At 61.5% G+C, this 24,174-nt stretch carries 28 protein-coding genes; 8 read left to right on the forward strand and 20 right to left on the reverse strand.

What is annotated here, in order from left to right:
* Position 1: 1 nt before the first annotated feature.
* The 6 genes from AC56QP_RS00890 to eno form a co-directional block, all read right to left on the reverse strand.
* The gene (locus AC56QP_RS00890; RefSeq protein ID WP_489861270.1) at positions 2-415 is read right to left on the reverse strand and encodes a hypothetical protein; all 414 of its coding nucleotides are present in this window, start codon (positions 413-415) and stop codon (positions 2-4) included.
* A gap of 15 nt (positions 416-430) precedes the next feature.
* Positions 431-1,804, reverse strand: a complete 1,374-nt coding sequence (locus AC56QP_RS00895; RefSeq protein ID WP_489861269.1) for a pyruvate dehydrogenase complex dihydrolipoamide acetyltransferase — start codon at positions 1,802-1,804, stop codon at positions 431-433.
* Between the two features lie 17 nt (positions 1,805-1,821).
* Entirely contained in the window at positions 1,822-3,222 is a 1,401-nt protein-coding gene (locus AC56QP_RS00900; protein WP_489861268.1) for a pyruvate dehydrogenase complex E1 component subunit beta, read from the reverse strand.
* Positions 3,223-3,237: 15 nt separating this feature from the next.
* Positions 3,238-4,275, reverse strand: a complete 1,038-nt coding sequence (gene pdhA / locus AC56QP_RS00905; protein WP_489861267.1) for a pyruvate dehydrogenase (acetyl-transferring) E1 component subunit alpha — start codon at positions 4,273-4,275, stop codon at positions 3,238-3,240.
* 194 nt (positions 4,276-4,469) lie between these two features.
* Positions 4,470-4,793: an FtsB family cell division protein gene (locus tag AC56QP_RS00910; protein WP_489861266.1), complete on the reverse strand. Its 324-nt coding sequence runs from the start codon at positions 4,791-4,793 to the stop codon at positions 4,470-4,472.
* 165 nt (positions 4,794-4,958) lie between these two features.
* The gene (gene eno, locus AC56QP_RS00915; protein ID WP_489861265.1) at positions 4,959-6,233 is read right to left on the reverse strand and encodes a phosphopyruvate hydratase; all 1,275 of its coding nucleotides are present in this window, start codon (positions 6,231-6,233) and stop codon (positions 4,959-4,961) included.
* A gap of 208 nt (positions 6,234-6,441) precedes the next feature.
* On the opposite strand from eno, the gene AC56QP_RS00920 reads away from it, so the two are divergent.
* Positions 6,442-6,567, forward strand: coding sequence for a hypothetical protein (locus tag AC56QP_RS00920; protein ID WP_091584815.1), 126 nt, complete (start codon positions 6,442-6,444; stop codon positions 6,565-6,567).
* A gap of 57 nt (positions 6,568-6,624) precedes the next feature.
* Here the strand turns inward: AC56QP_RS00920 and AC56QP_RS00925 are convergent, their stop codons facing one another.
* The 4 genes from AC56QP_RS00925 to AC56QP_RS00940 form a co-directional block, all read right to left on the reverse strand.
* Positions 6,625-6,990: a PRC-barrel domain-containing protein gene (locus AC56QP_RS00925; protein WP_091584703.1), complete on the reverse strand. Its 366-nt coding sequence runs from the start codon at positions 6,988-6,990 to the stop codon at positions 6,625-6,627.
* Positions 6,991-7,073: 83 nt separating this feature from the next.
* A complete protein-coding gene (locus tag AC56QP_RS00930) occupies positions 7,074-7,277 on the reverse strand; it encodes a dodecin family protein (RefSeq protein ID WP_027045027.1) in 204 nt (67 codons plus the stop codon).
* Positions 7,278-7,363: 86 nt separating this feature from the next.
* Positions 7,364-8,209 (reverse strand): 3-deoxy-8-phosphooctulonate synthase, encoded by an 846-nt coding sequence (kdsA, locus tag AC56QP_RS00935; protein WP_489861264.1) that lies wholly within the window; start codon positions 8,207-8,209, stop codon positions 7,364-7,366.
* Positions 8,206-9,096: a VOC family protein gene (locus tag AC56QP_RS00940; RefSeq protein WP_489861263.1), complete on the reverse strand. Its 891-nt coding sequence runs from the start codon at positions 9,094-9,096 to the stop codon at positions 8,206-8,208. Before AC56QP_RS00940 ends, kdsA begins: the two co-directional genes overlap by 4 nt.
* Before the next feature lie 90 nt (positions 9,097-9,186).
* On the opposite strand from AC56QP_RS00940, the gene AC56QP_RS00945 reads away from it, so the two are divergent.
* Positions 9,187-9,390, forward strand: coding sequence for a GNAT family N-acetyltransferase (locus tag AC56QP_RS00945; RefSeq protein ID WP_489861262.1), 204 nt, complete (start codon positions 9,187-9,189; stop codon positions 9,388-9,390).
* Between the two features lie 327 nt (positions 9,391-9,717).
* On the opposite strand, the gene AC56QP_RS00950 is transcribed toward AC56QP_RS00945, so the two are convergent.
* Together AC56QP_RS00950 and AC56QP_RS00955 are read right to left on the reverse strand one after the other, a co-directional pair.
* The gene (locus AC56QP_RS00950; protein ID WP_489861261.1) at positions 9,718-10,008 is read right to left on the reverse strand and encodes a Dabb family protein; all 291 of its coding nucleotides are present in this window, start codon (positions 10,006-10,008) and stop codon (positions 9,718-9,720) included.
* A gap of 93 nt (positions 10,009-10,101) precedes the next feature.
* A complete protein-coding gene (locus AC56QP_RS00955; RefSeq protein ID WP_489861260.1) occupies positions 10,102-10,236 on the reverse strand; it encodes a hypothetical protein in 135 nt (44 codons plus the stop codon).
* A gap of 146 nt (positions 10,237-10,382) precedes the next feature.
* Here AC56QP_RS00955 and AC56QP_RS00960 point away from each other — a divergent pair, with 146 nt between their 5' ends.
* The gene (locus tag AC56QP_RS00960) at positions 10,383-10,523 is read left to right on the forward strand and encodes a DUF1365 family protein (protein WP_489861259.1); all 141 of its coding nucleotides are present in this window, start codon (positions 10,383-10,385) and stop codon (positions 10,521-10,523) included.
* Positions 10,524-10,582: 59 nt separating this feature from the next.
* Complete coding sequence (locus AC56QP_RS00965) at positions 10,583-11,839, forward strand: class I SAM-dependent methyltransferase (RefSeq protein ID WP_489861258.1); 1,257 nt, start codon at positions 10,583-10,585, stop codon at positions 11,837-11,839.
* Positions 11,840-11,950: 111 nt separating this feature from the next.
* Here AC56QP_RS00965 and AC56QP_RS00970 read toward each other — a convergent pair whose 3' ends face one another.
* Together AC56QP_RS00970 and AC56QP_RS00975 are read right to left on the reverse strand one after the other, a co-directional pair.
* Positions 11,951-13,927: a bifunctional 2',3'-cyclic-nucleotide 2'-phosphodiesterase/3'-nucleotidase gene (locus tag AC56QP_RS00970; protein ID WP_489861257.1), complete on the reverse strand. Its 1,977-nt coding sequence runs from the start codon at positions 13,925-13,927 to the stop codon at positions 11,951-11,953.
* A 151-nt stretch (positions 13,928-14,078) separates the two neighbouring features.
* On the reverse strand, positions 14,079-15,344 hold the full coding sequence (locus AC56QP_RS00975) for an NAD(P)/FAD-dependent oxidoreductase (RefSeq protein WP_489861256.1): 1,266 nt from the start codon (positions 15,342-15,344) through the stop codon (positions 14,079-14,081).
* Positions 15,345-15,508: 164 nt separating this feature from the next.
* Here AC56QP_RS00975 and AC56QP_RS00980 point away from each other — a divergent pair, with 164 nt between their 5' ends.
* Both AC56QP_RS00980 and AC56QP_RS00985 read left to right on the forward strand, forming a co-directional pair.
* Complete coding sequence (locus AC56QP_RS00980; RefSeq protein ID WP_489861255.1) at positions 15,509-16,159, forward strand: 5-formyltetrahydrofolate cyclo-ligase; 651 nt, start codon at positions 15,509-15,511, stop codon at positions 16,157-16,159.
* Between the two features lie 161 nt (positions 16,160-16,320).
* On the forward strand, positions 16,321-16,734 hold the full coding sequence (locus tag AC56QP_RS00985; RefSeq protein ID WP_489861254.1) for a hypothetical protein: 414 nt from the start codon (positions 16,321-16,323) through the stop codon (positions 16,732-16,734).
* Here AC56QP_RS00985 and AC56QP_RS00990 read toward each other — a convergent pair.
* Positions 16,731-17,204 carry an Lrp/AsnC family transcriptional regulator gene (locus AC56QP_RS00990; RefSeq protein ID WP_013531467.1) on the reverse strand — a complete coding sequence of 158 codons (474 nt, stop codon included), beginning with the start codon at positions 17,202-17,204 and terminating at the stop codon, positions 16,731-16,733. The two genes, AC56QP_RS00985 and AC56QP_RS00990, sit on opposite strands and share 4 nt — an antisense overlap.
* A 155-nt stretch (positions 17,205-17,359) precedes the next feature.
* On the opposite strand from AC56QP_RS00990, the gene ald reads away from it, so the two are divergent.
* Together ald and AC56QP_RS01000 are read left to right on the forward strand one after the other, a co-directional pair.
* Complete coding sequence (ald, locus tag AC56QP_RS00995; RefSeq protein ID WP_489861253.1) at positions 17,360-18,475, forward strand: alanine dehydrogenase; 1,116 nt, start codon at positions 17,360-17,362, stop codon at positions 18,473-18,475.
* Between the two features lie 220 nt (positions 18,476-18,695).
* Positions 18,696-19,997, forward strand: a complete 1,302-nt coding sequence (locus AC56QP_RS01000; RefSeq protein WP_489861252.1) for an outer membrane protein — start codon at positions 18,696-18,698, stop codon at positions 19,995-19,997.
* Between the two features lie 234 nt (positions 19,998-20,231).
* Here the strand turns inward: AC56QP_RS01000 and AC56QP_RS01005 are convergent, their stop codons facing one another.
* From AC56QP_RS01005 to AC56QP_RS01025, 5 genes are all read right to left on the reverse strand, one after another.
* Entirely contained in the window at positions 20,232-20,699 is a 468-nt protein-coding gene (locus AC56QP_RS01005) for a DUF1203 domain-containing protein (protein ID WP_489861251.1), read from the reverse strand.
* A 164-nt stretch (positions 20,700-20,863) separates the two neighbouring features.
* A complete protein-coding gene (locus AC56QP_RS01010; RefSeq protein WP_256753660.1) occupies positions 20,864-21,427 on the reverse strand; it encodes a GNAT family N-acetyltransferase in 564 nt (187 codons plus the stop codon).
* 5 nt (positions 21,428-21,432) lie between these two features.
* On the reverse strand, positions 21,433-22,284 hold the full coding sequence (gene sseA, locus AC56QP_RS01015) for a 3-mercaptopyruvate sulfurtransferase (protein WP_489861250.1): 852 nt from the start codon (positions 22,282-22,284) through the stop codon (positions 21,433-21,435).
* A 36-nt stretch (positions 22,285-22,320) separates the two neighbouring features.
* Positions 22,321-23,064, reverse strand: a complete 744-nt coding sequence (locus tag AC56QP_RS01020; RefSeq protein WP_489861249.1) for an alanyl-tRNA editing protein — start codon at positions 23,062-23,064, stop codon at positions 22,321-22,323.
* A complete protein-coding gene (locus tag AC56QP_RS01025; RefSeq protein ID WP_489861248.1) occupies positions 23,064-24,098 on the reverse strand; it encodes a cysteine synthase A in 1,035 nt (344 codons plus the stop codon). Before AC56QP_RS01025 ends, AC56QP_RS01020 begins: the two co-directional genes overlap by 1 nt.
* Positions 24,099-24,174 lie beyond the last annotated feature (76 nt).

A 24,174-nucleotide genomic window follows, 5' to 3' on the forward strand; every position in this document is an offset into this window, starting at 1 on the left:
CTCAACTTGCCTTCCCAACAATCATGTCACGCTTCACCCGCCGGCGGACGAACACCCGTTGCACCAGTATGGTCACCAGCCCCGGCAGGCCAAGGCCAAGCACCATGGGAATATCGCCCTTCACCGCCGTCGTGCTGCTGTCGGTGTAGAGGATCAGGGCGGTCAGCAAGACAAGAAGCGCCACAAAGACGATCAGCAACCACATCCCCGTTTTCCCGACCGCAGCCAGCGGATCGGCTGTGAACTGCGCCACGAACAAGATAGAGGTCGCCACGATCGTCACCAGCACCGATGCCATGAAGACGAGAATGTATTCTTCCTGAGCGTTGGTGATGACGGCCAGTTCTTGCGCCACCAGCCCGCCGGCGAATCCGGAAATGATGAAAGCGAGAAGGCTGGTGAAGAATTTCCGCACCGCCTTCTCCCCTTCCTACACCAGCATGCCCATCGGGTTCTCGATCAGCCGCTTGAAGGCGACCAGCAGTTCGGCACCCAGCGCACCATCGACGGCACGATGATCGGTCGACAGCGTCACCGACATCACGGTGGCAATCTTGATCTCGCCATTCTTGACCACCGCCCGCTCCTCGCCCGCTCCAACGGCCAGGATGGTCGCGTGTGGCGGGTTGATGACGGCGGCGAAGTCCTTGATGCCGAACATGCCGAGGTTGGACACCGCCGTGGTGCCGCCCTGATACTCTTCCGGCTTCAGCTTGCGGCTGCGCGCCCGGCTGGCCAGATCCTTCATCTCGTTGGAGATGGCGGACAGCGTCTTTTCGTCCGCATGCCGAATGATCGGGGTGATCAGGCCGCCGGGGATCGACACCGCAACGCCGACATCGGCATGCTTGTGCTTGACCATGGCGCTCTCGGTCCATGAGGCATTCGCATCCGGCACCGCCTTCAGCGCCATCGCCATCGCCTTGATGACCATGTCGTTGACCGACAGCTTGTAGGCCGGCACATCGCCCTTTTCGGTCTTCTTCACCGGCGCCGCCGCATTGATCTGCGTGCGCAGCGCCAGCAGCGCATCGAGTTCGCAGTCGAGCGTCAGGTAGAAATGCGGGATGGTGGTCTTGGCCTCGACCAGGCGGCGCGCGATGGTCTTGCGCATATTGTCATGCGGAACGAGCTCGTAGGAGCCTTGCTCGAACAGTTTCAGCACCTGATCGTCCGACATCGCCTTGACGGCGGGAGCGGCAGCGGCAGGCGCGCCGGCCGGAGCCTTGGCTGCAGGCGCTGCCTTGGCACCACCACCGGCAATCGCCGCGTCGACATCGGCCTTCACCACACGGCCATGCGGGCCGGTGCCGGTGACGGCGGACACATCGACGCCGGCTTCCTTGGCGATACGACGCGCCAACGGCGAAGCGAAGGTGCGCTCGCCACCCGCATGACCGTTGCCAACCGGAGCCGCATCTGCCTTGGGTGCGGCGGCGACAGGTTCAGCCTTTGGTGCCTCGGCCTTCAGTGCTTCAGCCTTGGGCGCTTCGGTCTTGGGAGCCTCGGCTTTCGCTGGCGCAGCACCGCCACCGCTTTTCGCGGCAGCGCCGGCGTCCTCACCCTCGGCAGCCAGCACGGCGATCAGCGCATTGACCTTGACGCCTTCGGTACCGGCGGGAACGACGAGCTTTGCAACCGTGCCCTCATCGACAGCCTCGACCTCCATCGTCGCCTTGTCGGTCTCGATCTCGGCGATGACATCGCCCGGCGAAACCTTGTCACCTTCCTTGACCAGCCACTTTGACAGATTGCCTTCTTCCATGGTGGGCGACAGGGCCGGCATGGTGATGTTGATTGGCATTTTGTCCTCCCGCCGGTTCAGCGATACGTGACGGCTTTGACCGCCTCGATGACTTCGCCAACGTTCGGCAACGCCAGTTTCTCGAGGTTGGCCGCATAAGGCATCGGCACGTCCTTGCCGGCAATGGTGATGACCGGAGCATCGAGGAAATCGAAGGCGCGCTGCGAGACCTGGTTGGCAATATGGTCGCCGACCGAACTCTGCGGGAAGCCTTCTTCCACCACCACCAGCCGGTTGGTCTTCTTGACCGAGGCGATGATGGTGTCGAGATCGAGTGGGCGGATGGTCCTGAGATCGATGATCTCGGCATCGATGCCCAGGCCGCGCAATTCCGCCTCCGCCTTGACCGCATAGGTCATGCCGATGCCGAAGGAGACGATGGTGACGTCCTTGCCAGTCTTGTGAATGCGCGCCTTGCCGATCGGCAGCACAAAATTATCCAGCTTCGGGACGTCGAAGGACTGGCCGTAGAGGATCTCGTTCTCGAGGAAGATGATCGGGTTCGGATCGCGGATCGCTGCCTTGAGCAAGCCCTTGGCGTCCGCCGCGGTGTAGGGCATCACAACCTTGAGGCCTGGAATATGGCTGTACCAGGCCGCATAGCATTGCGAATGCTGCGCGGCGACGCGGGCGGCGGCGCCGTTCGGTCCACGGAACACGATCGGCGCGCCCATCTGGCCACCGGACATATAGAGCGTCTTGGCGGCCGAGTTGATGATCTGATCGATCGCCTGCATGGCGAAATTGAAGGTCATGAACTCGACGATCGGCTTCAGGCCGGCCATCGCCGCACCAACGCCTACACCGGCAAAGCCATGCTCGGTGATCGGCGTGTCGACAACGCGCCGCGGCCCGAATTCCTGCAGCAGGCCCTGCGTGATCTTGTAGGCGCCCTGATATTCAGCGACCTCCTCGCCCATGACGAAGACATCGCCGTCGCGGCGCATTTCCTCGGCCATCGCGTCGCGCAGAGCTTCGCGCACCGTGGTCGAGACCATTTCGGTGCCGGCCGGAATGTCCGGATCGGCGGCGATTTCGGTTTTCGGGGCGGCGGCGACAGGTGCCGCGGCCGGCTTTGTGGCTTCCGCCTTGTCGTCGGCGGCCGGAGCCTCTGCCTTCGCCGGCGCTTCCGTCTTGGCGGGAGCCGCGGACTTGCCGACGTCGGCGGCGCTTTCGCCGTCCTGCAACAAGACGGCAATCGGCGTGTTGACCTTGACGCCTTCGGTGCCGGCGGCGATCAGGATCTTGCCCAGCGTGCCTTCGTCAACGGCTTCGACTTCCATCGTCGCCTTGTCGGTTTCAATCTCGGCGATGACGTCGCCGGCGACGACCTTGTCGCCCTCGTTCTTCAACCATTTGGAAAGATTGCCCTCTTCCATGGTCGGCGAAAGGGCGGGCATGAGAATTTCGATCGGCATGTCCTTGCCCTCCCGTTACAGTACGATATCGGTCCAGAGCTCGGACGGATCCGGCTCCGCGTCGTTCTGGGCAAATTCGGCGGCATCCGCGACGACGTCGCGAACCTCCTTGTCGATGGCTTTCAATTCGTCTTCGGTCGCCCACTTCTTCTCGATCAGCCGCGCCTTGACCTGCTCGATCGGGTCATGCTCGGAGCGCATCTTCTGCACTTCTTCCTTGGAGCGGTATTTCGCCGGGTCGGACATCGAATGGCCGCGATAGCGATAGGTCTGCATTTCGAGGATCAGCGGCCCGTTGCCGGCGCGGCACCATTCGGCGGCGAGATCGCCGGCGGCCTTCACCGCACGCACGTCCATGCCGTCAACCTGGATGCCGGGAATCTTGAACGAGGCACCGCGATGCGAAAAGTCTGTCTCCGCCGACGAGCGCGAGACCGAGGTGCCCATGGCATAACGGTTGTTCTCGATGATGTAGATGACCGGCAGCTTCCACAGCGAGGCCATGTTGAAGCTTTCATAGACCTGGCCCTGGTTGGCAGCACCGTCACCGAAATAGGTCAGCGAGACGTTGTTGTTGTCGCGATAGCGGTTGGCAAAGGCGAGCCCGGTACCGAGCGACACCTGAGCGCCGACGATGCCATGGCCGCCGTAGAAGTGCTTTTCCTTGGAGAACATGTGCATGGAGCCGCCCTTGCCCCTGGACAGACCACCGCGGCGGCCAGTCAGTTCGGCCATGACGCCGCGCGGTGAAAGCTCCATGGCCAGCATGTGGCCGTGGTCGCGATAGGCGGTGATCATCTGGTCGCCCTCGATCAGCGCCATCTTCATGCCGGTGACGACTGCCTCCTGGCCGATATAGAGGTGGCAGAAACCGCCGATGAAACCCATGCCGTAAAGCTGGCCGGCCTTTTCCTCGAAGCGACGAATGAGCAGCATGTGCCGATAGGCGGCAAGCTCTTCATCCCTGGTGAATTCAGCAGGCTTGGGGGCGGAAAGCCCTGATTTGCCGTCGGATCTGGATTTGGCAGGCGCTTTTCTGGCTGCGGTGGCCATGCATCACTCCCTGTTGGCGTCTCTTTGCGGACATTAGAGCAGGATGAAATCTGCTCTGGGGAGATCAGCTCCTCCCCACCGATTTATGGGAGGCTAACACGCGTAAGAGCGTTACGCCATGCCGAATTTGCATAGCTGGCATGCACCTAAGCGATTAAAAACATTGAAAATATTGGCGATTAACCTGATATCGGTTATTTCGCTGAGACCGGCAACATGATGGTTATTTCGTCAGCCTGGGACAGATTGAGCGCCCTGCGCGCCTGCTCGTCGAGCATGTCCCTCTCGAGCGTACCTTCATGCATGAGCCGAACGCGCCGTTCAAGTTCCATCCGGCGCGCCTTGATCGCATCGAGCTGACCTTGCAGCGCAACCGTCTGGGCTTCCAGCTGATATTTCGAGTTGATGCCGAATTCACCATGATAGGCATGGAAGCCGAAATAGGCGAGGAACGCCACGCAAAGCGAGGGGATGATCAGCCGGCCGGTGTTCCTCTGTTTGTGCTGACGCGTCCACATCGCTCGAATCCTCGCGGCCGCAAACTCAGGCGACCCAGGATCTTTTTCGCCCGATTGTGCTTAACGGACGGTTACGGATGACCGGCCTGGCGGCGCCGAAATGAAAAAGGGGCGGGAATGCTCCCGCCCCTTCACGCGATATCCGAGAATCCGAATGTTTTCGGATCAACCCTTCAACATCGACTTGCCGGCATAGAGTGCCTGCTTGCCGAGTTCTTCCTCGATGCGGATCAGCTGATTGTACTTGGCCATGCGGTCAGAACGCGACAGCGAACCGGTCTTGATCTGTCCGCAATTGGTGGCGACGGCGAGATCGGCGATGGTCGAATCCTCGGTTTCGCCCGAGCGGTGCGACATGACGGCGGTGTAGCCGGCCTTGTGCGCGGTCTCGACCGCGTCGAGCGTTTCCGTCAGCGAGCCGATCTGGTTGACCTTGACCAGGATCGAGTTGGCGACGCCCATGCGGATGCCGTCGCGCAGTCGCGCCGTGTTGGTGACGAACAGATCGTCGCCGACTAACTGGGTCTTCTTGCCGATCAGGTCGGTCAGATATTTCCAGCCTTCCCAGTCATCCTCGGCCAGGCCGTCCTCGATCGTGATGATCGGGTAGTCCGCGGCAAGCTTGGCCAGGTATTTGGCCTGGGCTTTCGGGTCGCGCGTCTTCTTCTCGCCCTCATAGACGTAGTTGCCGTCCTTGAAGAACTCGGTCGCCGCGCAATCGAGGCCGAGCGCGACCTCTTCGCCCGGCTTGAAGCCGGCCTGCTCGATCGATTCCATGATGAAGTCCAGCGCGACCGGCGCGCTCTTCAGATTGGGGGCAAAGCCGCCCTCGTCGCCGACATTGGTGTTGTGGCCGGCGTCCTTCAGCTTCTTCTTCAGCGTGTGGAAGATTTCCGATCCCCAGCGAACGCCTTCGCGCAGCGTCGGCGCGCCGATCGGCAGGATCATGAATTCCTGGAAATCAATCGGGTTGTCGGCATGCGCGCCGCCATTGATGATGTTCATCATCGGCACTGGCAGGACATGCGCCTTGGTGCCGCCGACATAGCGGTAGAGCGGCAGGCCGGCGGCATCGGCAGCCGCCTTGGCCACCGCCAGCGAGACGCCGAGGATGGCGTTGGCGCCAAGCCGGCTCTTGTTGGGCGTGCCGTCGAGCTCGATCATGGTCTGGTCGATGTGGATCTGGTTTTCGGCTTCCATGCCGCCGATTGCTTCGAACAGCTCGCCATTGACCGCCTCGACGGCCTTGAGCACGCCCTTGCCGAGATAGCGGGCGCCGCCGTCGCGCAGTTCGACAGCCTCGTGGGCACCGGTCGAGGCGCCCGACGGCACCGCGGCGCGGCCCATCGAGCCGTCTTCGAGAACGACGTCGACCTCGACGGTCGGATTTCCACGGCTGTCCAGGATTTCACGCCCGACAATGTCGATGATGGCGGTCATTGCGATGTCCCCGATTGATCGATTGAAAGCGTCGCGCACGTCTTAGCCAAAGTGCCGCAAAAGGCAATCGGCCTGCCTGCAATTATTGCCGTGGCGTCAGACCCGGCGATTCACGAAGCGCAAATCCCTGTCATCATAAGTCATGCCATCGGGCACGGATTTCGGGTATGGCTGTTGTCGCGCGGGGCGAAACATGAGGAGTTTCGCCATGTCTGAGTTGAGCGGTATCGTGAGTCTGTTCCTGATCGCGGCTGCGTTTCTGACGTCGTGCGACAACCAACAGTCGCCACCCAAAGCTTTGGCGCCGCTGCCGGCCTTGCACATCAGCGAGTAGGCCGCGACCTGAATCAAAAAGGCCCCGTCTCGGCGGGGCCTTTTTTGATTGCAGCCGTCAATGCCAGTAGGGCGTGACCTTGTAGTAGTCGTAAGACGCATCACGCGCCGTCTCGCCATCCGCGCCGGCCAGCTCGTTGATCGAATAAGCAGGCGCCGCTTTCAGCTGCTCCTTGGAGAACGGCACGATGTAGCCGCCCTTGTCCTCATCATAGTCGAGACTTGCCCACGGGATGGCGTGATACTTCTCGCCGATGCCGAGAAAGCCGCCAAAGCCAATCACCGCGAACATGATGCCGTTCGACGTCTTGTCGAGCATGATATCCTCGATACTGCCGATGCTTGTGCCTTCGGTATTGTAGACGGACGTACCGATGACGCGCGAAGCAGCAATGGCTTCGGTATGGCCTGTCTGCGTTGTCATGGTGTGCTCCTCGTTGTCGTTGATCTAGACTTTGACAATGAGGGGCGGGAGCGAAAGTTCCCGACTTTTTCGGCTACGGGCAGCTACTCCGCGAGGATGAAGGTAACCTTCATATTGACGCGATAGGCAGCGATCTTGCCGTCCTCGACGACGATCTTCTGGTCCTGGATCCAGGCGCCTTCGACGTTCTTGAGGGTCTTCGATGCGCGCGCAATTCCCTTTTCGATGGCGTCCTGAAAGCTCTTCTTCGACGACGATGTGATTTCGGTGACGCGGGCAACGGACATGGCTTCCTCCTGCCAAAACGCTCATTTGCCGGACAAGCGTACAGCCGGCTTATCCCTTCCACAAGCGCCGGCAGGATGCGTCTGGCTCAGCGAGCCTTCGCCACCCGGTCGAAAGCCATCAGCCTTTCCAGGAGTGCCGGCATATCCTTCAGCGGCAGCATGTTCGGGCCATCTGAAGAGGTCGAATTGTCAGGATCCTGGTGGGTCTCGATGAACACGCCGGCAACGCCGACGGCGACAGCCGCGCGGGCCAGCGTCTCGACAAAGCGACGTTCGCCACCCGATGAACCACCCTGCCCGCCCGGTTGCTGCACCGAATGCGTGGCATCGAAGATCACCGGCGCGCCGATCTCGGCCATGATCGGCAAGGCACGCATGTCGGACACCAGCGTGTTGTAGCCGAAAGACGCGCCGCGCTCGGTGGTCAAGACGTTTGGGTTGCCGGAGCCGGTGATCTTGGCGACCACGTTCTTCATGTCCCAGGGCGCAAGGAACTGCCCCTTCTTCACGTTGATGACCTTGCCGGTTTTGGCGGCGGCGACCAGCATGTCGGTCTGGCGCGACAGGAAGGCCGGGATTTGCAGCACATCGACATGCGGCGCGACGATCGCGCACTGTTCCTCGGTGTGGACATCGGTCAGCACGGGGAGCGAAAATTCCTTGCGCAGCTCGTCGAAAACGGGAAGTGCGGCGTCCATGCCGGCGCCGCGCGTCGCCGACAGCGAGGTGCGGTTGGCCTTGTCGTAGCTGGTCTTGTAGACGAGGCCGATACCGAGCTTGCCTGTCAGTTCCTTGAGCGCGCCAGCCATGTCGAAGGCGTGCTGGCGCGATTCAAACTGGCAGGGGCCGGCGATCAGCGCCAGGGCCGCGTTGTTGTCGAAGACGACATTGCCAACGGTTACCGACGAATTGGGCGCCAGGGGCTTGCTCATTTGATCTCCCGGAAGATGAAAGCCGCGCCCTGTCCGGATGCCGGCTGCACGACAATATCATTGCCCGATATATTGTGTTTGATGGAATTGGCTGCAAGCAGCCTCGAGGTGACATCGGCGTGCCGGATCGAAAAGACCACCGCGGCGAAGCGAAGCTCAGTTGGCGCGCCGGCCGACACGCCAAAACGTGAGGTGAAAGACGCGGGGTCAAGCACGCTCAAGGTTGCATTCGGCAAATGAAACGTGCTGCCCTGCCCGCTGGCGGTTGGATCGTCCATCGCTACCGAAATCAACCTGCGCTGTTCGGAAGGCTGGCCGCTGACCGCCACCACTTCGACGATGCCGGTGGCTCCGTTGGCGTGGGCCTGCAACGCCGCGCGGTCCACTTTCGGAGCATTGACCCGCTCGCAGGCAAAGAGAAAAGCATCCGTAGCCTTGCTGCCAGACGCAAAGGCGAGCTTGAACGATGCGATGTCGCTCTTGCCCGCCGTGTCGGTGAAGGCGCGCGAAAAGCTCAGCATATCTCCAGCCGAGATACCGGCTTCGACATAGCGTGCATGGTCGGCGTCGGCATTGCCGGTGGCAAGAACCATGGCGGAAAAGCCGTCGTCGCCGTGACTGTCGCGATAGACGCGGTCGCGCGCGACGAACACATTGCCGTCGGCAATGGCCTTCGTCGCTGCCTGTTCATCGCCGACCGAGATCGGTTCGAGATAGGTGCCATCGGCGAGGAAAACACAGCAATTTTCCGTTCCGAAGGGATGGATGCCGGTCGGCGCAACGACGAAGCCAAGCGCGGTGAGCCGGGCTCGCGCCACGTCGAGGCTGCGCACAGGCAGCACCAGATGATCGAGCGGATGAATGCCGGCGGCTGTTGTTCGGGTCATGCAGGCGCGATGTGCATCATTCCGTAAAGCGGTTCAAGCCGTGATCGCATCCCGGCCGCCAGCCGGTCGCCTTTGTCTTCGGGTTGGTCGATGGCGAATGCTTCCGCTATATTCTGCTTGCCTGCGATTATGGCGCGTTATGCGCGCTATTCTCCGGGATTCCTGGTGCTCGACCATGTGATGGCAGAGTGGGCCGCCGGCGGCGGCACCATCTTCGATTTCACCATCGGTGACGAACCGTTCAAGGCTGACTTCGGCTGCAGCCGCACGACGGTGCACGAGTTCCGCTTGTGACAGTCCTGCCGCCCCTGCCAATGGAAATCAGCGGCGTTGCCACGCGCTGCGGCTGGCGAGGCAGTACCGCATCGCTTTCGGCACAGCCACCGACGTCCTCAAATATCGATCGGCGAACTCGATCTCACGCACGCATGCCGGCTGCATAAGAGGGCTGGACGATCTTGTCGCCCGCTGTCCCGACTATCAATCCGAAGGCTACGGGCCGATCCTGAGCTGTCTGACGATACGTGGCGCGCTGAAAGCGGCGGCGCAAGGCCATTTCGGCACCGCGTTGGCCGAAGTGAAGGCCCGGCGGAAGGCTGGCAACCTGCCCGGCGGCCTCGATCAGCTGCCGGCCACGACATCGGCCGAATAGCGCAGTTCGCGCAACGGTTTGACCTCCCTGGTGGTCTGCGTATAGAGCGGGTGCGCCTTGTAGGCGGCCAGCGCGGCGTCATCGGCGAACTCCGCGTAGACGACCACATCGACCTCATCCGACAGGGGATCCACCTTGGTGTTCAGCGTCACCTCGAAGAGACTGGAATGGGGAATGTTGCCGAGCGCCAGCAGGCCCGTGCGCACCGCCTCCACATCCTCCTTGCGCCGCGCGCTGAAGAAAACAATGTGCCGGATCAACCCCGCCTCCTCGATCGAAATGCCGGGGTCTTTTGTGATGGCAGAACGGTCACGTCAACCGACAACGATGTCGCGGCGGCGTTCAGATGGGCGCTAGATCCTGCCGGTCACGTATCGCACGACATGCGTTACGTCCCTGACCGTCATGTCGAGATACCGGCCCTGATTGTAGAGGCCGTCCCAGATCAGAAAAAACGCGACGGCGGCAATGACGATTACATAACGCATGGCTAAAACTATCGCACAAGCGCGGTTGCAACCATAGGTGTTTTTGGTGCGTTCGGCCTGTGCTTTGCTAGAGGCAAATCCAAACCGGCGATCGCTGGCCCATTGGCACAGCCCAGCTCGCAGCCTGCCTCTTGAAGTTCCCCCTCATGACGTGGAAGATTGTCGCGGGGATTCACTGGGAAGCGCTGAAGCTCTGGTTAAAGGATGCGCGCTTTCGTTCGAGCCCGCACGTCGCCGAACCGGTCAGCTACCGGGACCAGGCAACGGCGTTCGAGCCTGGCGAATGAACCGCGAGAAGAGGAGGTCGGCAATTTGTGCCGACACCGCGGAAGTCCGGGGGCATGCGATGGCTTACAAGGAACATCACGGCGTAGCGTCGGGCGACGCAGTCAGGCTGGATGAATTCAATTTCGCCGAGATCGTCAAGGGCCTGCCGGCCAAGGCGCGCATGGTGCTGTCGGCAGCGATGAACCTGCCGCGCGGTACGCTGAAGGTCAGGATGCCGGACGGCCGCGCTGTCCTGGTCGGAGGCAAGGGACCCGGCCCCGACGCCGAACTGGTGCTCAAGAACTGGCGCTTGCCCGGCCGCGCCTTTTCCGGCGGTACGATCGGCGTTGCCGAATCCTACATGGACGGTGATTGGGAAAGCCCTGACGTGACCAGCTTCCTGGAACTGTTCGTGGTCAATTCGGCCATCGGCGAACGCGTCGCCGGCGGCGCCAGCTGGCTCATCAACACCGTTCAGCGTATTCGCCACTGGTTCAACGAGAACACACGCACCGGCTCGAAGCGCAATATTTCAGCGCACTACGACCTCGGCAACGCCTTCTACAAGGAATGGCTCGACCCGAGCATGACCTATTCCTCGGCGCTCTACGCGACCGGTGCCAACGACCTGGAGGGCGCCCAGGCCGCCAAATATCGCGCACTGGCGAAGGACACGGGGATTGGCCCGAAGGACCACGTGCTGGAAATCGGCTGCGGCTGGGGCGGCTTCGCCGAATTCGCGGCGCGAGAGATCGGCTGCCATGTAACCGGGCTGACGATCAGCCGCGAGCAGCACGACTTCGCCAAAGCACGCATCGAAAAGGCCGGGCTTGCCGACAAGGTCGACATCAAGCTGCAGGACTATCGCGACGAAACCGGCACCTACGACCGCATCGCGTCGATCGAGATGTTCGAGGCGGTCGGTGAGAAATACTGGCCGGTGTTCTTCGGCAAGATGAAGGCCTGCCTGAAACCCGGTGGTACCGCGGGCCTGCAGATCATCACCATCAACGAAGCCGCTTACGACACCTATCGCGCAAGGCCGGATTTCATCCAGCGCTACGTTTTCCCCGGCGGCATGCTGCCGACCCCGTCGATCCTGAAGGCGCTCGGCAAGGATCATGGCCTTGCCCATCTGCGCGAGCGCGTGTTTCCCGATGATTATGCGCGCACGCTCGCCGAGTGGCGCCATCGCTTCTGGGCGTCATGGGAGAAGATCGTTCCGCTCGGCTTCGACGACCGCTTCAAGAAGCTCTGGGAATTTTACCTGCACTATTGCGAAGCCGGCTTCCGCGCCAGCTACATCGACGTGCGCCAGGTGGTCTACAAGGCGTAAATCCACGCTGTGACGGCGTGGAAACGAGCTTGCGCGGCCTGTTTCCTGCGCAGATCGTTTCTTGAATTCCACAGTGCAAAACCGCCCCCCAACGATCGCGGATGGCAGCGATCATAGAAGGATGCGATACTTCGCGAATCCTGCCTCGCCTTCACCCACCGGTTCGATCTTCAGCGATTTCACGTCAGCTATGAAATCCTTCGCCCTGGCGCCGGTTTCGAACAAAGCGCTGGTTCCTGGCAGCGGCGCGAACGACCAGTTGTCGTCCGCCGACGGGTTGATCGTGCCCTGGCTTACGATATAGCGAACGATGACGTCGCGATTGGTGTCCGGCGCTTCGTAGATGATCTTCGAGGCATTGATGTCGGGGAAATTGCCGCCGCCGCCGGCACGATAATTGTTGGTCGCGACGACGAATTTCTGTTCTACATCAATTGGTTTTCCATCGAACATCAAGTCGATGACACGGTTGGCGCCGGCATTCGCCACCCCGCCCTTGGCATCGTATTTCGGCGGCTGCGAGAGATCGATCTTGTAGGTGACGCCGTCGATGACGTCGAAATTGTAGGATGGGAAGTCTGTGTTGATGAGCGCCTGGTCCGCCTGGCCCGGCTCGATCCTGTTGAAGATGCCGGCAGACATTTCCAACCATTCCTTGACCTCGGCCCCGGTGATTTCGACGGCCCGCACGGTGTTCGGATAGAGATAGAGATCGGCAACGTTCTTGATGGCGATGTCGCCTGCCGGCACATCGGTATAGTAGTCGGCGCCGTTGCGTCCGCCTGCCTTGAAGGGAGCGGCGGCCGACAGCAGCGGCACATCCTTCCATTGCGTGTTCTTGAGAATATCCCTGAGGTACCAGGTTTGCGCCTGGCTGACGACCTGCACCGACGGATCGTCCGCGACCAGCGCGAAGTAGGAATAGAGCGGGGCAGAGGTCTTGCCGACAGGGCGGCGCACATAGGCCAAGGTCGCCTGGTGGTCCTGCTCGAGCGCCGCGATGATGCGCTTGTCGTCCGGGACGGTCGGCTTGTTCTTGTTGTCGACGCGTTCGAAGATCGGCCGCGCCTCGGAAGTCGCGGAAACGACCTTCCATTTCGATCCGTCGCGCTCCAGCATCAGGTCGATCAGCCCCATATGCGAGCCCCAGAAGCCACCCATGACGGCGGGTTTACCCTGCAGCGTGCCTTTCTGTGCATCGACGCCCTCGAGCGACTGGAAATCCTTCTTGCCAGGGAAAACCAGGTGCTGGTGGCCGGTGAACACCGCATCGATGCCGTCGACGCCGGCCACGAAGAACGAAGCGTTCTCCATCATGTCGCCCTGCTTCACGTCGATGCCGGAATGCGAGAGCGCGATCACGATGTCGGCGCCTTCCTCCTTCATCTGCGGCACCCAGGCCTTGGCCGCCTCGACGATGTCGCGCGTCTTGACGTTGCCCTCGAGATTCTTGAGGTCCCAGACCATGATCTGCGGCGGCACGAAGCCGATGATGCCGATCCTGATCGGTTGCTCGGCGCCCGAGCCGTCCTTGATCTTCTTGTCGAGGATGACATAGGGCTTCAGGTAGAGCTTGTCGTCGCGCGGGTTCGCGGCAAGCTCGGTGCCTCGGACAAGGTTGGCGCAGACGAAGGGGAAATTGGCGCCGGCCAGTACCTTGTCCAGGAACGACAGGCCGTAATTGAACTCGTGGTTGCCGAGCGTCGAGCATTCGTAGCCGAGCAGGTTCATGCCTTTCATGATCGGATGGAGATCGCCGTCCTTCATGCCCTTCTCGTAGGCGATGTAGTCGCCCATAGGGTTGCCTTGCAGCAGGTCGCCATTGTCGATCAGCATCGCATTGGTGGCTTCCTTGCGCACCGCGTCGATAAGGGAGGCCGTGCGCGACAGGCCCATCGTGTCGTTCGCTTTGTCGGCGTAGTAATCGTAGGGCAGCACGTTCACATGGATGTCGGTGGTCTCCATGATCCTGAGGTGCGCCTGGTTGGCCTGCGCGCGGGCGGAGAACGGATGCAGCATGATCAGCGCCCCTGCGGCGGCCCCCGCAAGGAGATCGCGGCGGGAGACGGGATGGAGCAGTCGGGACATGTTTTCTCCTTCTTCGACGACGTCACAAGCCCTGCCCCGAAGCGAACTTGGCGCTGAAATCGGCTCAAGTCCACTCAAGAAGTCGCGCGCATTGGAGCGCCAGTCGATCAGCGCCATATGACGCGCGGATGAATGCGACAGTGAAGAATAGTCAGGTCTTGTCGTCGTCGCCTTGGGTGATCAGCCGGGCGCTGCGCTGGCCTGTGACGTAGATCCATAGCCAACTCAGGGAAACCGCAAGCCGGTTGCGGAAGCCGATCAGAAAATAGATGTGCGCGATGCCCCACAGCCACCAGGCGAGCCAACCCGTAAGCTTGATCCAGCCGAAATCGATCGCGGCAGCGCGTTTGCCGATCGTCGCCAGATCGCCGGCATGTTTGTAGTGAAATGGCCGCGTGGTGCTATCACCGCCGAGCCTGGCCTTGATGGTCGCCGCGACATGGCGGCCCTCCTGCTTGGCGGAAGGCGCGACGCCGGGTACCGGCCGTCCATCGGGCCGCAGCACAAGGGCGGCGTCGCCGATGACAAAGATCTCCGGGCTGCCAGGCACGCTGAGGTCCGGCTCGACGAGCACCCTGCCCGCGCGGTCCGCCTTCGCCCCTAACCATTCGGCGGCGGGCGAAGCGGCAACACCGGCTGCCCACAGGATCGTCCTCGCCTCCAGCTGCTTGTCGCCAAACACAACACCTTCGGCGTCGCAGCGCGTAACGGCCCGGCCGAGTTCGATCGTCACGCCGAGCCGCTCGAGCGCCTTTCTGGCATAGTCGGAGAGTTTTGGCGCGAAATTGGCAAGGATGCGATCGCCGGCCTCGATCAGAACCACGCGCGTTTGCCGCGTATCGATGTTGCGGAACTCGCCGCGCAACGTGTCATGCGCCAGTTCGACGATGGTGCCGGCAAGCTCCACGCCGGTTGGCCCGCCACCGACGATCGCAATGGTCAGCAGCGCCTGGCGCTTGGCCTGATCGGTTTCCCGCTCGGCCTGTTCGAAGGCCAAGAGAATGCGCCGCCGGATGGTGGTGGCGTCCTCAAGTGTCTTCAGGCCCGGCGCGAAAGGCTCCCATTCGTCGTGGCCGAAATAGGCATGACGAGCGCCGGTGGCCAGCACCAGCGTGTCGTAGGCGACAGCGCTGCCGTCATCGAGCAGCACGCGTTTGCCTGCACGGTCGACGCCGGTGACGTTGGCTAACAGCGTCGTCACGTCCTTGCGCTTGCGCAGGAGGTGGCGGATTGGCCAGGCAACCTCGGAGGTTGCCAGCGCGGTGGTCGCGACCTGGTAGAGCAGCGGTTGAAAAAGATGGTGGTTGCGCTTGTCGATCATGGTGATGCGCACCGGCGCTCCGTCAAGCGCGCGGGTGAATTCAAGACCGCCGAAACCCGCGCCGACAACGACGACATGATGGCTGGCCTGGTTCACTTCATTTCACCCTGACGGTAAGAATACCTGTCCCAGATGTAGGTACTTTTGTGCAATGCAGCAACAGAAACACGGTGCCAGGGACTCGCCGTCCCATGTCGTGAATGCACAAGTTATATCGTGTCGCGAGGTATAGCGTCATCCAACACGCTTTGAGGTGACGCATGGCCAACGATCATGACGACCAAGCTCCGGCGCAGTATGCTTCGCCGCCTTGCTTCATGCATGAATTCGATCCGGAATTCCGGGCGCCGCTATCCGACTGGACCGATGTGAGGCGCTGGCGCAAGGCCGAGCGAGAACGGTTGATCGCCGCTCGTCTTGCCGTTTCGGCCGACGCGCGGACGGTGATGTCGCAGCGCATCGCCGAAGGCCTGGACGCTGTCGTCGGCGAGATCGCCGGCCGCATGGTCAGTCTCTACTGGCCGTTCCGCGGCGAACCGGATCTGCGGCCATGGATGGCGTCCATCAACGAGCGTGGCGGCCGCACCGCGCTGCCCATCGTTGTCGAGAAAGCGCAACCGCTGATCTTTCGCGCCTACGCACCGGGCGATCGGCTGGAAAAGGGCGTGTGGAACATCCCGATACCGGCCGAGGGCGACCCGGTTCTGCCAGATATCGTCATTTCGCCTATCGTCGGCATCGATCCGGGAAATTATCGCCTGGGCTATGGTGGCGGCTTCTTCGACCGCACGCTGGCCGCGATGCCGTTCAAGCCGCTGGTCATCGGCGTCGGCTACGAACTGCAGCGCATCGCCACCATCTATCCGCAGCCGCATGACATTCCAATGGATCGGGTCGTCACCGAGGCCTAAGAGCGCCGCACAGCAGCGCAAATGTCTCGTGACAAAAATCCGACTTGGTCGATAAATAATATGACCTTTGAGCGACCATGCTGTGGAGGACTGTTTCGACTTGCGTTCTGGGCGGATCCAACGGTCGCTCTTAGACTGGCCGCTTCACAACGGATGATAGGATGATCGGACGAACTTTAGCGGCTGCCGTTGCCATTGCGTTTTCCTTTTCGCCTGCGCATGCGCAACCGCAGCATCGTTTGCCGAGCGGCTATAAATGGGGCCGCTGCCTGCTTGTTGTTGACGGTCAGACCCGTATATCCGGAAGATGCTCCTATCAAATCGAGACGGGCGGCGATTTCAATATCCAGGGGCCTCGGCAAGTTTTTGCGGGTATCGACTATCCCGATACGCATAGTGGGGCCGGTGAAATGTCCGAAGATTACTGGGCCGTTGTCTACAAGGACGGTGATGTTTGGGGCGGCTATGCGAACTCGGACATTCGCGAAACTCACGGTGATGAACGTTGGGCAGACCTTCGCCGCGAAGGCGCATGTTATCTTGGAAAGGGCGTCCGGGTGTGCCTCTGGCGTTAAGCCATTTCCGGCTTCATGCCCATCGCCGTGCGGTCGACGATCTCACGCAAGGCGAATGACGAGTTGATCTTCGTCACATGCGGCATGGCCGACAGCCACTCCTTGTGAATGCGCTCATAGTCGACCAGATCCTTTGCCGCGATGCGCAGGATATAGTCGTATTCGCCCGACATCAGGTGGCACGACAGCACGTTGGGGCAGCGCTTGATCGCGGCCTCGAAATCCGACAGCGTCTTCTCGAACTGCCCCGACAGCGATATGTGCACGATCGCCGTCATCTGGTGACCAAGGGCTGCATTGGATAGCCGGGCGTGGTAGCCGCGGATGGTTCCGGATTTCTCCAGATTGTCGAGCCGGCGCGAGCAGGCCGACTGCGACAGGCCAACCTTCTCTGCAAGAGCGGCATTGGGTATCCGACCATCCTTCTGCAAAGCCTCGAGAATGGCGATATCAATCCTGTCGAGCGGCATTTTTCGTGAATCCTGCGAAAATATAGCTATTTTGCGCAACGATTATCGAAACTTGCTGGCGCGCGCAAGCGCATTCGCAAACACATGCGCAGCGATTCATGGTTCACTTGGCCGATACAGGGAACGAGCCCAAAGGGCCGGATCAGGAGAAGAAGATGCGCGTCGGCTGCCCCAAGGAAATCAAGAACCACGAATATCGCGTCGGCCTCACGCCCGGCTCGGTCCGCGAATATGTCGCTCATGGCCACGAAGTGCTGGTCGAGACCGGTGCCGGTGCCGGCATCGGCGCCGATGACAACGCCTACCGCGCCGCCGGCGCCACGATTGCCAAGACCGCTGCCGACGTGTTCGCCAAGTCGGACATGATCGTCAAGGTCAAGGAACCGCAGCCCAATGAATGGGCGCAGCTTCGCGATGGCCAGATCCTTTATACCTACCTCCACCTGGCTCCAGATCCGGAGCAGACCAAGGGGCTGCTTGCTTCCGGCGTCACTGCAATCGCCTACGAGACCGTGACCGACGACCGGGGCGGCCTGCCGCTTCTGGCGCCGATGTCGGAAGTCGCCGGACGCCTGTCGATCCAGGCCGGCGCGACGGCGCTGCAGAAGGCCAATGGCGGCCGCGGCGTGCTGCTCGGCGGCGTGCCCGGCGTGCTGCCCGGCAAGGTCACCGTGCTCGGCGGCGGTGTCGTCGGCCTGCATGCCGCCAGAATGGCGGCGGGCCTTGGCGCCGACGTCACCATCATCGACCGCTCCATCTCGCGCTTGCGCCAGCTCGACGACCTCTTCGCGGGCCGTGTCCACACCCGCTACTCGACCGTCGAGGCGCTCGAGGAAGAATGCTTCTCGGCCGACATCGTCGTCGGCGCCGTGCTCATCCCGGGCGCCGCCGCGCCGAAGCTCGTCACCCGCGAAATGCTGTCCGGCATGAAGAAGGGGTCCGTTCTGGTCGACGTCGCCATCGACCAGGGCGGTTGCTTCGAGACCTCGCACGCGACGACTCATGCCGACCCCACCTACGAGGTCGATGGCGTCATTCACTATTGTGTTGCCAACATGCCTGGCGCGGTGCCGGTCACCTCGGCCCATGCGCTGAACAATGCGACGCTGCACTACGGCCTGCAACTCGCCGACAAGGGTCTGAAGGCGCTGGTCGACGACCACCACCTGCGCAACGGCCTCAATGTCCACAAGGGCAAGATTACCAACCGTGCGGTCGCCGAGGCGCTTGGGTACGAACTGGTCGAGCCGAAGGCCGTCCTGGCTGCCTGATTCCGCGAAAAGACAGCTTCCTCCCGTCTAACTCGCCGGCTTATGCCGGCGACTTTTTTTGGGGAGATCGAAGGCAACGAAGCCCGTTTTCCAAGCAAATCGGAAACAAAACCCCGCGGCGCAACGGCGCTTTGCCCATGACTGTTGCATTTTTGTCATTTCCTACATTAGCCACCCCTTGCTAGAGGCATTCCGGGCTTATTATTGAGGGGTACGGGCAATGTTCATTCGCACGTCTGCGAAATCTATTCTTTTTTCCGCTGTTTCGATCTTGGCTTTGATGTCTGCTGCTCATGCGGCCGATGTGGTGCAGCCCGTTGAAGCGTCCGGCTTCAACTGGAGCGGCATCTATGTCGGCTTCGGTGTCGGCGCCGGCGCCAACGTGCACGAGCTGGGCAGTGATTTTACTCCCATCTCGCTGAACGGCATCGGTGGAGAAGGCGCCTATGGTGAATTGACGGTTGGCTATGACTATATGGTGTCGCCGCGCTTCCTGCTCGGGGGTCTGCTTGACGCTCACGTCGGTAACATCGAAACCTCGCTGGATGCTGGCGGATTAAGCGCTTCGATCCAGGAGACCTATGGTTTCGACGCCGGTTTGCGAGTGGGCTACCTCTTCACGCCGAATACTCTGGGCTATGTGCTCGGCGGCTATTCCTGGCAGAAGTACAAGCTCGATACGAACGCTGGATTCGGCTTCGATTGGGACCAGAGCGGATATTTCGTCGGAGGTGGCATTGAAACGGCCATCAACAGCAATTGGACGATCAAGACCGAGTATCGTTATACCCGCTTCGGCACCAAGGGGGATCTCCTTTCCGAGGCCGGCATCCCGTCACCGGATGGCGCGCTCAACCTCGACACCTCGCGGCACACTTTCCAGGTTGCAGCCAATTATCGCTTTGGCGCCCGGAATGGCGGCGCAACTGCCTTTGAAACTCCGACTTACAACTGGACCGGTTTCTACGCCGGCGGTGCGTTGGGCGCAGGTGCATCCGTGCACCAGATCGAAATCCCGCCGCTAGCTGGCGCCAAGTTCAACGGCCTCGGCGGTGAAGGCGCGTTTGGCGAGTTGAACGTCGGCTATGATCATGATTTCGGCAACTGGGTCGCCGGCGTCATGGTCGATGCTCGCTACTCCGGCATGACCTCGAAACTGGACCTCGGCGGCGGATCCATCAACGTCGATACCGACTATGGTTTCGATGTGCTTGGCCGCGTCGGAATGAAAATGGACGAATCGACGCTCGCCTACGCACTGGCTGGCTACAGTTGGCAGCATTTCGACCTGAACGCTTCCGACCCGATCGGCGATATCCTCGACTGGGGCTCCAGCGGTTTCTCAGTTGGTGGCGGTTTGGAAACGGCTGTGTCCAGCAACGTCACCGTCGGTCTTGAGTATCGCTATTCGCAGTTTGCCAAGAAGGATTTCTCGTCGGAGTTGGGGCTGCCTGACGACTCCATCACCTCTACTTCTTCTTTCCATACCGTGCGTCTCGGCGCGAAGTACAAGTTCAACTAAAAAGCCCTCCAGGCAAACAGTTGCAGCCCGTCGGCCTGGCCGACGGGCTTTTTCTTTGCTCGGAGAACTCATTGGGCAAAGCGCGGGCAACAAAAAAGCGGAGCCAAAGCCCCGCTTCCTCGGTATCGAGATTTCCCGCCGGTTCATCCGCGGTCGGCAAATCGATCGACAATCGCTTTCTATCGCGACTATGCGACGGGAGTAAGACAGCCGCACCCAGCCGCTGTCTTCGCCTCACGCGCGCTCGATACGGCACTGGTAGCAATTGTTGCGCGCCGAGCGGACATGGACGTAGGCGATATCGTCGCGTTCGAACAAGGTCTCGGCTCGCGCGGCAATTGCTCCGGTCGGGATGACACCGCCGCTGCCGTAGACGATGCGGTCGTCCCTGCCATAGCCGCGCACGATGTAGTCGGGACTTTCGAGAATCTCGGGCAAAACCTCGCTCTCGGCGGCGCGTTCGCATTCTTCGGCATGCAGGAAGATCGGCCCGGTTTCGGCATAGGGCTGAGGGTCCGGAAATGGCCGGTAGGCCAAAACGAGATAGGCGTCGCCAGCGGCGATGTTCTTCAGGCAGTGCCGGCAAGGCATGCCGTCACCGTCAGAAATCTGTCGCTCGGGCGTGTGGCCGTAGCCATCCGGGCCGCCAAACTGCAGGGCCCTGACATCTTGGGTCGGCAGGGCTTTGAACTGGATGGTCATGGTGAAAAATCTCCGGTGTCGCTGACCAGAAATTATGCGCCAAGGCCGATGCTTCCCACCCGATTCCTGCCAAGTATCGAAGCGCCGATGGCATTGGCAGCCTGTGCTGATCGATCTCTCGATGGATCAGCGGTGCCATCAATGACGAAGCCGGCTAATCAATATCACGGCCGCATCACGCTGGCCGAACGCTCGGCGAAAGGCAGCGGATGCACGATCTCCTTCTTCTGCGCCACCGGCGCAAAGCCGAGCTTCTGGTAGAGCGGCAGGGCCGCCGGATGATCGAGTGTGCAGGTCTGCACCGCCACCCGCTTCGGCCCGTACGACCATGCGGCGGCAATCGCAGCGCCGAGGAACCAGCGGCCGATGCCTTGTCCGGTCGCATGTTCCATCATGCCGAAATAAGCGAGTTCCACCTCTTCCGGCAAATGTGGCTTGAGGTCGAAGAAGCCGGCCGGCGCGCCATCGAGATAGAGCACCCTGATATCGCGATCCTCGCGGTGGATGCCGGCCGCGAGTTCGTCGTCATCCAGCCTCAATACATTGACCCAGTGCCATTTGCGCCCTACCCGGTCCATCAGGTAGCGGTAGAAATGCAAGGGAATGTCCTTGGTCTTCAGCAGTGCGATCTGACGGTTGTAGGGCACAGGCGGCGAATAGGCCGGCGGCACGTGCATCTCGAGAAATGTCACGGTGACTTCGATGTCTTCCAGCACGCCGTTGTCCATCGTCGTCATTCCTTGCCGGTCACAACAGGCGTGTCGGAGAGCCCGCCCCACTCCGTCCATGAGCCGTCGTAAAGCCTGTTGTCGGTATGGCCAAGCGTTTCCAGCGCCAGTGTGACCACCGCGGCAGTGACACCGGAGCCGCAAGACGTGACGACAGGCTTCGACAGGTCGATGCCGGCCTCCTCGATCACCTTGCGCAGGCGGTCCTTCGACAACAGCACGCCGTTTTCCGACAGCGCCGAATAGGGCAGATTGCGCGCGCCCGGCATATGGCCGGAACGGATGCCGGCGCGGGGCTCGGGCTCGGTGCCGGCAAAGCGGCCCGGTCCACGGGCATCGGCGATCTGGCTTTCCCTGGTGTCGACGATCCGGCGCATGTCGGCGAGGCTGGCGACGCGACCCGCGTCGAAATCGGCATAGAATACGCATGGGGCGATCTTCGTGGGCTCGGCCGTTACCGGCCAGCCGGCCGCCTTCCAGCCATCGAAGCCACCGTCCAGAATATAGGTCTGGAAAACACCCATCACGCGGAACATCCACCACGCCCTGGGCGCGGAGAAGAAGCCCGGGCCATCATAGACGACGATGGTATCGTCGGCCGAAACCCCCATCGCACCGACATACTGTGCAAAATGCTGCGGCGACGGCAATGTGTGCGGCAGGGCAGAATCGGGATCGGAAACCGCATCCTGATCCAGGAACCGAGCACCCGGAATGTGCGCCGCCTCGTATTCGGCGCGCGCATCGCGTTTTTGCGCAGGCAGATACCAGGACGCATCGATGATCACCAGGCCAGGCTGGCCAAGGCGCGTCCGCAGCCAGTCCGCGTCGACAGTGAAGGGGCTATCCTCGGCCATTCTTGTTCTCTCTATTCTCGGCAAAAGCGTTGTGTATCAGGCCGCCGGCATCGGGCCAAAGCGGATACGGAAGCGCCGGTTCTCGCGACCCTTCTTCTCGATCTTGCCGATGTGGATTTCGCCGACTTCGCCGGTGCTTTTGACATGTGTGCCGCCGCAAGGCTGGCTGTCCACCGAGGCGTTCTCGCCGATGCAGACAAGGCGGATCTTGCCGGTACCAACCGGTGGCCGGACGTTCTTGGACTTCACCAGGCCAGGGTTTGCAGCCAGTTCCTCATCGCTGATCAGCCTGGTGAAGATCGGGTGGTCGGAGCGCACCAGGTCCATCAGGCTCGCCGTCACCTCTTCCTTGCTGAAGCTGGCATCGGGAATGTCGAAATCGACGCGGCTGTCGTCCTCGGAAACGGAAGCGCCCGTGATCGGGAATGGGCAGACGACCGTGAGCAGGTGACATGCCGCGTGCATGCGCATCAAAAGATGCCGCCGCTCCCAGTCGATCGCCAGGCTCACCTTCTCGCCGACCTCCGGCCCGGCATGATCCGGCGCCGGCATGTGGATGATCTCGTCCTTGGTCTCACCGGATATGGTGGCGGCAATGGCGACGCGGCTGCCATCGGCGCGTTCGAGATGGCCGGTATCGCCCGGCTGGCCGCCCGAGGTGGCGTAAAAGATCGTTCGGTCGAGAATGATGCCGCCACGATCGTTGACGGCGACGACGGTGGCGTCGGCCGTCCTCAGGTAGGCGTCGTCGCGAAACAGCGCTTCCGTCTTGTACGCCATCACGCGACCTTTTCGAATGGCACCGAAATCCTGCTCTTCAGCTCCATCCAGCCAGGAACCGGCAGCTTCTTTTCGCGCAGGAATTCCGGGTTGAACAGCTTCGACTGGTAGCGCGTGCCGTAGTCGCAAAGAATGGTCACGATCGTGTGGCCGGGGCCCAATTCCCTGGCCAGCCGGATCGCGCCGGCTATGTTGATGCCGGTCGAGCCGCCGACGCAAAGACCTTCCTCCTGGATCAGGTCGAAGACGATCGGCAGCGCCTCCTCGTCCTGGATCTGGAAGGAGAAGTCAGGCGCGAACCCTTCGAGATTGGCGGTGATGCGTCCCTGCCCGATGCCTTCGGTGATCGAGCTGCCCTCGGACTTCAGCTCACCGCTGGTGTAGAAACTATAGAGCGAGGCGCCCAGCGGATCGGCGAGTGCGATCTTGACGTCCTTGCTCTTTACCTTCAGCCCGAAGGCGACGCCGGCCAGCGTCCCACCCGAACCGACAGCCGAGACAAAACCGTCGATCTTGCCTCCGGTCTGGCTCCAGATTTCCTGCGCCGTGGTCCGGATATGGCCGTCACGGTTGGCGACATTGTCGAACTGGTTGGCCCAGATGGCGCCGTTCGGTTCCGTCCTCGCCATCTGCTCGGCGAGCCGGCCCGACAGTTTCACGTAGTTGTTGGGATTCTTGTAAGGAACGGCAGGCACTTCGATCAGCTCGGCGCCGAGCAGCCTGATCGTATCCTTCTTCTCCTGGCTCTGCGTGTCGGGAATGACGATGACGGTGCGGTAGCCGAGCGCCTTGGCGACCAGCGTCAGCCCGATACCGGTATTGCCGGCGGTCCCCTCGACGATGACGCCGCCGGGCTTCAGCAACCCGCGCTGTTCGGCATCGCGGATGATGAACAGACCGGCGCGATCCTTGACCGACTGGCCCGGATTCATGAATTCGGCCTTGCCAAGGATCTCGCAGCCGGTCTCTTCGGAAGCTTTGTTGAGGCGGATCAGAGGCGTGTTGCCGATCACGTCGATCACAGAACGGGGCATTCAGGATTCCTTTGTGCGGTGCGCCGAAACCCTAGAAACCCGAAGCTTCGGTTTCAAGGCAAGAATTTGTCTGGTC

Source organism: Mesorhizobium sp. RCAM 05104, from assembly GCF_059683645.1.

Excerpts from the sequence above, each read along its gene's own strand:
- AC56QP_RS00900 (WP_489861268.1), bottom strand. The coding sequence starts at position 3,222 with ATGCCGATCGAAATTCTCATGCCCGCCCTTTCGCCGACCATGGAAGAG.
- kdsA (WP_489861264.1), bottom strand. The coding sequence starts at position 8,209 with ATGAGCAAGCCCCTGGCGCCCAATTCGTCGGTAACCGTTGGCAATGTC.
- AC56QP_RS00970 (WP_489861257.1), bottom strand. The coding sequence starts at position 13,927 with ATGTCCCGACTGCTCCATCCCGTCTCCCGCCGCGATCTCCTTGCGGGG.
- AC56QP_RS01010 (WP_256753660.1), bottom strand. The coding sequence starts at position 21,427 with ATGGACAACGGCGTGCTGGAAGACATCGAAGTCACCGTGACATTTCTC.
- AC56QP_RS01000 (WP_489861252.1), top strand. The coding sequence starts at position 18,696 with ATGTTCATTCGCACGTCTGCGAAATCTATTCTTTTTTCCGCTGTTTCG.
- AC56QP_RS00980 (WP_489861255.1), top strand. The coding sequence starts at position 15,509 with ATGGCCAACGATCATGACGACCAAGCTCCGGCGCAGTATGCTTCGCCG.
- AC56QP_RS01025 (WP_489861248.1), bottom strand. The coding sequence starts at position 24,098 with ATGCCCCGTTCTGTGATCGACGTGATCGGCAACACGCCTCTGATCCGC.
- pdhA (WP_489861267.1), bottom strand. The coding sequence starts at position 4,275 with ATGGCCACCGCAGCCAGAAAAGCGCCTGCCAAATCCAGATCCGACGGC.
- AC56QP_RS00985 (WP_489861254.1), top strand. The coding sequence starts at position 16,321 with ATGATCGGACGAACTTTAGCGGCTGCCGTTGCCATTGCGTTTTCCTTT.
- eno (WP_489861265.1), bottom strand. The coding sequence starts at position 6,233 with ATGACCGCCATCATCGACATTGTCGGGCGTGAAATCCTGGACAGCCGT.
- AC56QP_RS00945 (WP_489861262.1), top strand. The coding sequence starts at position 9,187 with ATGGCGAATGCTTCCGCTATATTCTGCTTGCCTGCGATTATGGCGCGT.
- AC56QP_RS00955 (WP_489861260.1), bottom strand. The coding sequence starts at position 10,236 with ATGCGTTATGTAATCGTCATTGCCGCCGTCGCGTTTTTTCTGATCTGG.
- AC56QP_RS00920 (WP_091584815.1), top strand. The coding sequence starts at position 6,442 with ATGTCTGAGTTGAGCGGTATCGTGAGTCTGTTCCTGATCGCGGCTGCG.
- sseA (WP_489861250.1), bottom strand. The coding sequence starts at position 22,284 with ATGGCCGAGGATAGCCCCTTCACTGTCGACGCGGACTGGCTGCGGACG.
- AC56QP_RS00895 (WP_489861269.1), bottom strand. The coding sequence starts at position 1,804 with ATGCCAATCAACATCACCATGCCGGCCCTGTCGCCCACCATGGAAGAA.
- AC56QP_RS01020 (WP_489861249.1), bottom strand. The coding sequence starts at position 23,064 with ATGGCGTACAAGACGGAAGCGCTGTTTCGCGACGACGCCTACCTGAGG.
- AC56QP_RS00990 (WP_013531467.1), bottom strand. The coding sequence starts at position 17,204 with ATGCCGCTCGACAGGATTGATATCGCCATTCTCGAGGCTTTGCAGAAG.
- AC56QP_RS00960 (WP_489861259.1), top strand. The coding sequence starts at position 10,383 with ATGACGTGGAAGATTGTCGCGGGGATTCACTGGGAAGCGCTGAAGCTC.
- AC56QP_RS00930 (WP_027045027.1), bottom strand. The coding sequence starts at position 7,277 with ATGTCCGTTGCCCGCGTCACCGAAATCACATCGTCGTCGAAGAAGAGC.
- AC56QP_RS01005 (WP_489861251.1), bottom strand. The coding sequence starts at position 20,699 with ATGACCATCCAGTTCAAAGCCCTGCCGACCCAAGATGTCAGGGCCCTG.
- AC56QP_RS00925 (WP_091584703.1), bottom strand. The coding sequence starts at position 6,990 with ATGACAACGCAGACAGGCCATACCGAAGCCATTGCTGCTTCGCGCGTC.
- ald (WP_489861253.1), top strand. The coding sequence starts at position 17,360 with ATGCGCGTCGGCTGCCCCAAGGAAATCAAGAACCACGAATATCGCGTC.
- AC56QP_RS00910 (WP_489861266.1), bottom strand. The coding sequence starts at position 4,793 with ATGTGGACGCGTCAGCACAAACAGAGGAACACCGGCCGGCTGATCATC.
- AC56QP_RS00965 (WP_489861258.1), top strand. The coding sequence starts at position 10,583 with ATGGCTTACAAGGAACATCACGGCGTAGCGTCGGGCGACGCAGTCAGG.
- AC56QP_RS00940 (WP_489861263.1), bottom strand. The coding sequence starts at position 9,096 with ATGACCCGAACAACAGCCGCCGGCATTCATCCGCTCGATCATCTGGTG.